The organism is Candidatus Cloacimonadota bacterium, assembly GCA_020532355.1.
In the GTDB taxonomy this organism is placed as follows: Bacteria; Cloacimonadota; Cloacimonadia; order Cloacimonadales; family Cloacimonadaceae; genus UBA5456.
This window is the reverse complement of the sequence record JAJBBD010000316.1, coordinates 1-5,625: the sequence shown is the minus strand read 5'-3', so window position 1 is coordinate 5,625 and position 5,625 is coordinate 1. Positions and strand designations below refer to the sequence as shown.

Sequence of the window (5,625 nt, the reverse complement as noted above, 5' to 3'; positions counted from 1 at the left end):
CGCTAGGGAAGGCACTGCTACCTCTTATTGGTACACCACCATGGGATGAATACGTTCCATGGTCTGGATATGTGCCTAATGAGACATGTGAAGTGTGTGATTCACAATTAGTGGGCGCAGGGTACCGACACCGGAAATCCACATGGCCCCAAAACGTAATAGTACGGGAAGCCCTATGCCCAAGGTGCTTGATGGAGGATTTAATAGACTAGGGATGATAGCCCCAGATTCTGCCGGATTAATCCGGTAATAGGAGAAAACAAGATGGAAAATGCAAAAGATAAGGAAACTGTAGTTGCGGATGAGATGAGGATAAAATGCAATCGATGTGGCGAGGTTACAATTGAACAAGCTCTAAAGTGCTTGCTAGATCGAGAATGGTGGCACAAGATTACTATAGGTAATTCAGTAAGTGTCCAAGGGAATGATGACGGAAACTTTTGGTTCTGGTTTGAAGGATACAAAGTAATAGTGGAAACTCCCAAGAATGCGTTAAAACTGGCCATGATCCTCGAAGCATGGAAGTCGATAACGCATATTGTAGAACAGTTACATAACACCATGAAGGCATATGGATGGATTGCAGATGAAACATAGTATGATAACACAAAAGGCAAAATGATGAACAAAACCCACACCGTGTCGCTTATGCGATGCGGATAGAGAAAAGAGAATAGGAAATCAGGGTGATAGCCCCAGATTCTGCTGGATTAACACAGCAATAGGAGGGATTTACATGGTACGGTATTATAATTTGAGTGTAAAACCAGGAGGAGAGAGAGTGGAGTGGAGAGCTGGAGCGACACGTCCAGTGCTCAGGTTGGACGTGCCAGACGAGTCCGGCGTCTGGCCAGCAGGGAGGATTCAGAAACTGTCTGGAGGGAATGGAGGACCTCTACATCTCCGAATCCTTCCTGAGGGTGGAGATCCAAATAGGGACTTGGTTGCGGTATTCCTGTCTGGCTATGCATTTGAGATAGTGGAGGAAATAAATGTGGCGGAAGAGGAGATAGTAAGGCTTCCTGCAGCTCAAGTTCTAGCCATGGACAAGAGTCAGGCTGCCCATGTAGAAGGGATCTTACTGGCAGCCTGGCTCCACGAAGGCCAAGCCTTAGTAGTGGAAGAAGTCCCCTATAAGCGACGCGGCGAGTCCAGGTACTGGGTATTTTCCGCCCAAGGCGCGGAACGACTTTCCCATGGAGAGTTGGTCGCGCAATTTTGCCCAGACAAGGCAATAGAACTATAATACCACGTCAGAATTTGCCTTGGCATTAGACACCAAAAGCATAAAATGCATACGCAAGGACAAAGATGATTCCTCTATTTTGTAGTGATCTTTATGGACATTATTATAGAGAATACGTATAGCAGAATAGAAAATGGTAGTGACAGTGAGATTGGAAGGATATCCGAAGCGTTAAAGTATGAGATACCAGGTAGAACATCTGGGCTTATACATCACATAGAAAAAGACCACATACCTAAGCTCAGCAGTAGCACTGCCCATGCCGTACAAAGAGCGATTCAACGAGTGCGCAGAAAAAAGCAATGGGAAGACATACATAGAGAAGCAATATCTCTTTTTCCACATTGCGGTAAATGCACTTGGGATTGGAATATACGATTTGTAAAGAAAAACAAATTTCCCACTGGTCTCATAAATGACGTAATAGAAATAGTACCTGATGCAAACATAATTGATTTGCGTGTAAAGCCTTCTGGAACGCCTATTCCAAACTCAGTAGAGTTGCGTGACTATCAATATAATGCTTATAATGCTATTATTAAGCACTATATAGGTATAGTTGAAATTCCAACTGGCGGTGGAAAAACAGAAATAGCGATTAAAACAGTTTGTGATATTGGCGTTAATACTCTCATTGTAGTTCCCACTACTATTATTTTCAACGAATTTGTAGATAAATTCAAAACATATGCTCCAGACTTAGATTTAGGAATCATTGCTTCTGGTGTATTCTCTCCAAAACACATTACTTTATCTATATTCGATGTTTCATGGTCGAAATCACAAATGGGGATAGAATTTGCGTCAACAGTAGAATTCTTATATGTAGATGAAGGACATAAAAGCGCGGCCAAAACATGGTATGAATACTTTATGACATTAGAAAATGCCTATTATAGAATAAGCCAGACAGCTACGCCTTTTAGAGATAATAGCGTTGATATTGCAAAAATGCATGCATGCACAGGACCTAAAATCTTCTCATTAAAAACAAATGACTTACAAAACCAGGGTTGGCTTTCAAAAGCAGATGTTAAATTTATTCGTGTCAATTGCCCTTTACATACAGGAAGCTATACAAACAAATATCGCTATACTATAGTCCAGAACAATATAAGAAACAAGATTATTAAAGAGCTTGCAATAAGATTTGCCTCCGAAAAGAAAAGGTGCTTAATAATAGTAAACTGGAAAGAACACGCACAAATATTGATAGAAATGTTAAAAGATGCATTGACTGATGTAGTATACTTTAATGGAGGCATGACAGTTAAGAAGCTACATGAAGCCAAAGAGCGATTCCTCAATGATTGTTATATTGCCATTGGAACACCAGTAGTTGATATGGGATTCAACGTACCAACTATCGATGTATTAATTTTAGCTGGAGGGGGAAGAAGTCCTGGGATAGCACAGCAGCGTTTAGGACGAAGTCTACGCATTGCAGATAACAAAACAATAGCGACAGTGTTTGATTTTTACGATTGTGATGATGATACGTTTGAATCCCATAGCAATGCACGTATTTCTATATTTAAAAAGCTAAAACAAAATGTAAGTATCATCAATGTCCAAGATATATAAAGGTTAATCTCATGAAAATAGAACGCAAATTCACTCATAGTGCAGTAGATTATCAGCAAATGTTTGTACATAATTCATCCGATGTAACTATTACCGATATTAATGGAGAAGTAAAATTTGCACAAAGGAACGTTGAACATCCAGCTGAATGGTCCAACAATGCAGTTACTATAGCAGCAAGTAAGTACTTCTATGGTAATATAGGAGATAATACAAGAGAAACCAGCGTTTTTAGTATGGTAGAACGTGTAGTCAATCAAATAACAGAATGGGGAATAATGCAGGAATACTTTGATGATGCCCAAGAAGCTGAGAATTTTCGCCAAGAACTTGGTTTTATATGTTTAAATCAAATGGCTGCGTTTAATTCCCCGGTATGGTTTAATTTTGGTACCCCCGACAATCGTCATCGACAAGCCTCTGCATGCTTTATCCAAAACGTATCAGACACTATGGAAAGCATAATGCAGCTCACTACTAATGAGGCTCTTATCTTCAAAGGAGGTTCAGGATCTGGGGTAAACTTGTCCCCATTGCGTTCTTCCTATGAGCCTTTGAGTGGAGGGGGCTGGGCTTCGGGCCCTGTATCCTTCATGAAAGGCTTGGATGCATTCGCAGGTGTTATTCAGTCGGGAGGTAGGACACGTCGTGCAGCTAGCATACGTATTCTAGACATTGATCATCCGGATATTTTGCAAACAGCTGACGGAGGAGCGGGATTTATTACTTGTAAGGTGGAGGAAGAGAAGAAAGCCCAAGCATTAATAGCAGCAGGATATTCGGCCGATTATACAGATCCTAATGGTGCTTATTCTAGCTTACAATTTCAAAATGCAAACCATAGCGTGAGAATTCCAGATAGTTTCATGCAAGCGGTAACTAATGACGAAGAATATACCACAAATGCGATAACTACAAACAAGACAATCCATACCTATAAAGCACGAGAGGTGTTAAGAAAGATTGCTGAAGCAGCGTATTTTTGCGGCGAACCCGGCGTGCAATTTTCAGATAATATTAACAAATGGCATACCATTCCTAATGTAGCTCCAATTAATGCCTCCAATCCTTGCTCGGAATTTGTTTTCATTGACAATAGTTCTTGCAACCTAGCTAGCATTAATTTAGGCAAATTTGTTGATGACAATGGGCATTTTGACGTTGAAGGGTTTCAACATACGATTCGTATATTGATTCTGGCGCAGGATATTATCATTGATAAAGCATATTACCCAACTGAAGAGATAAAAGATAATTCTATTAAATATCGGCCTTTAGGATTAGGGTTTACGAATCTGCATACTATATTGATGCGAATGGGTAAACCTTACGATGCCGTAGATAGCAATCGTATAGCCGCTGCTATTACTTCTTTAATGACAGCTACGGCTTATGCTCAATCGGGAACTATTGCACAAGAGAAGAGTGCGTTTGAGACTTGCGCTCAATCGGCTATTGCACAAGTTATTGCTCATCATATACATGCGCATGAGCAACTTGCTGAATCAGTAACAGATGATAGAACCCAATATATTATTGACAGTGCTAGTAAAAGCTGGTATACTGCTAAATATTATGCTAGCAAGCATTTAATACGTAATGCCCAGGTCACGCTTTTGGCTCCTACAGGCACAATCTCTTTCTTAATGGATGCTCAAACTACTGGCATAGAACCTGAAATTGCGTTAATAAAGTGGAAGCAGCTTGTAGGAGGAGGTACGATGAAACTGGTCAATCCCGAAGTGGGCAACGCATTACGTGCACTTAGTTATAAAGAAGCCCAAATTGAAGGAGTACTGAATTATATACTGGAACATAAGACTATAGAAGGATGTAATATAGTAAAGCCAGAACACCTTAGCGTGTTTGATTGCGCTTATGTGGGCGAAACCTCTACACGTAGTATTGATTATAACGGACATTTGCGTATGATGGCTGCAGTACAGCCATTTTTAAGTGGCGCTATATCAAAGACTATCTCTTTCCCTAATGACGCTACTATTGATGACATTTACAATGCTATAATTAATGCCCATAAATTAGGAATTAAAGCAGCGGCCTTTTATCGTGATGGTTCACGATCACAGCCTATAATAACGCAAGAAGCCAAAGATACAAGCCATATACATGCACCAATACGGCGTGAATTGCCCGATACACGTTCTCGTGCTTTAATTCATAAATTCACTATAGGTGGGCAAAAACATTATTTAATGTTAGGCATGTTTGAAGATGGACAACTAGGTGAGATATTTTTGACTGCCTCAGGTGGAGGCACTTATGATGCCCTGTTAAGTAACTGGGCTATAGCGGTATCAATTGCACTACAATATGGAGTTCCCTTGCAAGACTTCATTCGGCAATTCAGATATAAGGAATTCCAACCTAACGGATTTACTAGTAATAAGGATATCCCTACCGCACTTTCCCCTATCGATTATGTAGCCAAATTCTTAGATAACTACTTTATGAATGGTAATCACGATAAGAAGCAAGACCATAATAAGCAAGGACCACCTTGCCCTAACTGCGGGCATATGATGATTAGGAAAGGAACTTGCTATTATTGTGAGGTATGCGGTGATTCTAGTGGTTGCTCCTAACTAAAAAAAAATAAAAAAACTTTCTAAAAGGGGTGGGGGCAGTTAGCGAATAATCTACTACAATCTACTTGACACTACCAAAATCTTTTAGTATAATTGGAGGTGAAGGATGAAACGAGCGATGGTCACACGAGTAACCAAGACAGAATTTGAACTTGACGACGGGCGGATTTACCAGCACCCGTTTGAACT

5 protein-coding genes are annotated in these 5,625 nt (G+C 40.3%); all 5 read left to right on the top strand.

The window, feature by feature from the left end:
- The coding region (locus LHW48_10790; GenBank protein ID MCB5260933.1) for a hypothetical protein at nt 1–212 on the top strand (212 nt) is incomplete at its 5' end.
- Between the two features lie 52 nt (nt 213–264).
- On the top strand, nt 265–597 hold the full coding sequence (locus LHW48_10785) for a hypothetical protein (protein MCB5260932.1): 333 nt from the start codon (nt 265–267) through the stop codon (nt 595–597).
- A gap of 139 nt (nt 598–736) precedes the next feature.
- Nucleotides 737–1,246, top strand: coding sequence for a hypothetical protein (locus tag LHW48_10780; protein MCB5260931.1), 510 nt, complete (start codon nt 737–739; stop codon nt 1,244–1,246).
- Between the two features lie 93 nt (nt 1,247–1,339).
- On the top strand, nt 1,340–2,830 hold the full coding sequence (locus LHW48_10775) for a DEAD/DEAH box helicase family protein (GenBank protein MCB5260930.1): 1,491 nt from the start codon (nt 1,340–1,342) through the stop codon (nt 2,828–2,830).
- Nucleotides 2,831–2,841: 11 nt separating this feature from the next.
- Nucleotides 2,842–5,433 carry a vitamin B12-dependent ribonucleotide reductase gene (locus LHW48_10770; GenBank protein MCB5260929.1) on the top strand — a complete coding sequence of 864 codons (2,592 nt, stop codon included), beginning with the start codon at nt 2,842–2,844 and terminating at the stop codon, nt 5,431–5,433.
- Nucleotides 5,434–5,625: the final 192 nt, after the last annotated feature.

Excerpts from the sequence above, each read along its gene's own strand:
- LHW48_10770 (MCB5260929.1), top strand. The coding sequence starts at position 2,842 with ATGAAAATAGAACGCAAATTCACTCATAGTGCAGTAGATTATCAGCAA.
- LHW48_10775 (MCB5260930.1), top strand. The coding sequence starts at position 1,340 with ATGGACATTATTATAGAGAATACGTATAGCAGAATAGAAAATGGTAGT.
- LHW48_10785 (MCB5260932.1), top strand. The coding sequence starts at position 265 with ATGGAAAATGCAAAAGATAAGGAAACTGTAGTTGCGGATGAGATGAGG.
- LHW48_10780 (MCB5260931.1), top strand. The coding sequence starts at position 737 with ATGGTACGGTATTATAATTTGAGTGTAAAACCAGGAGGAGAGAGAGTG.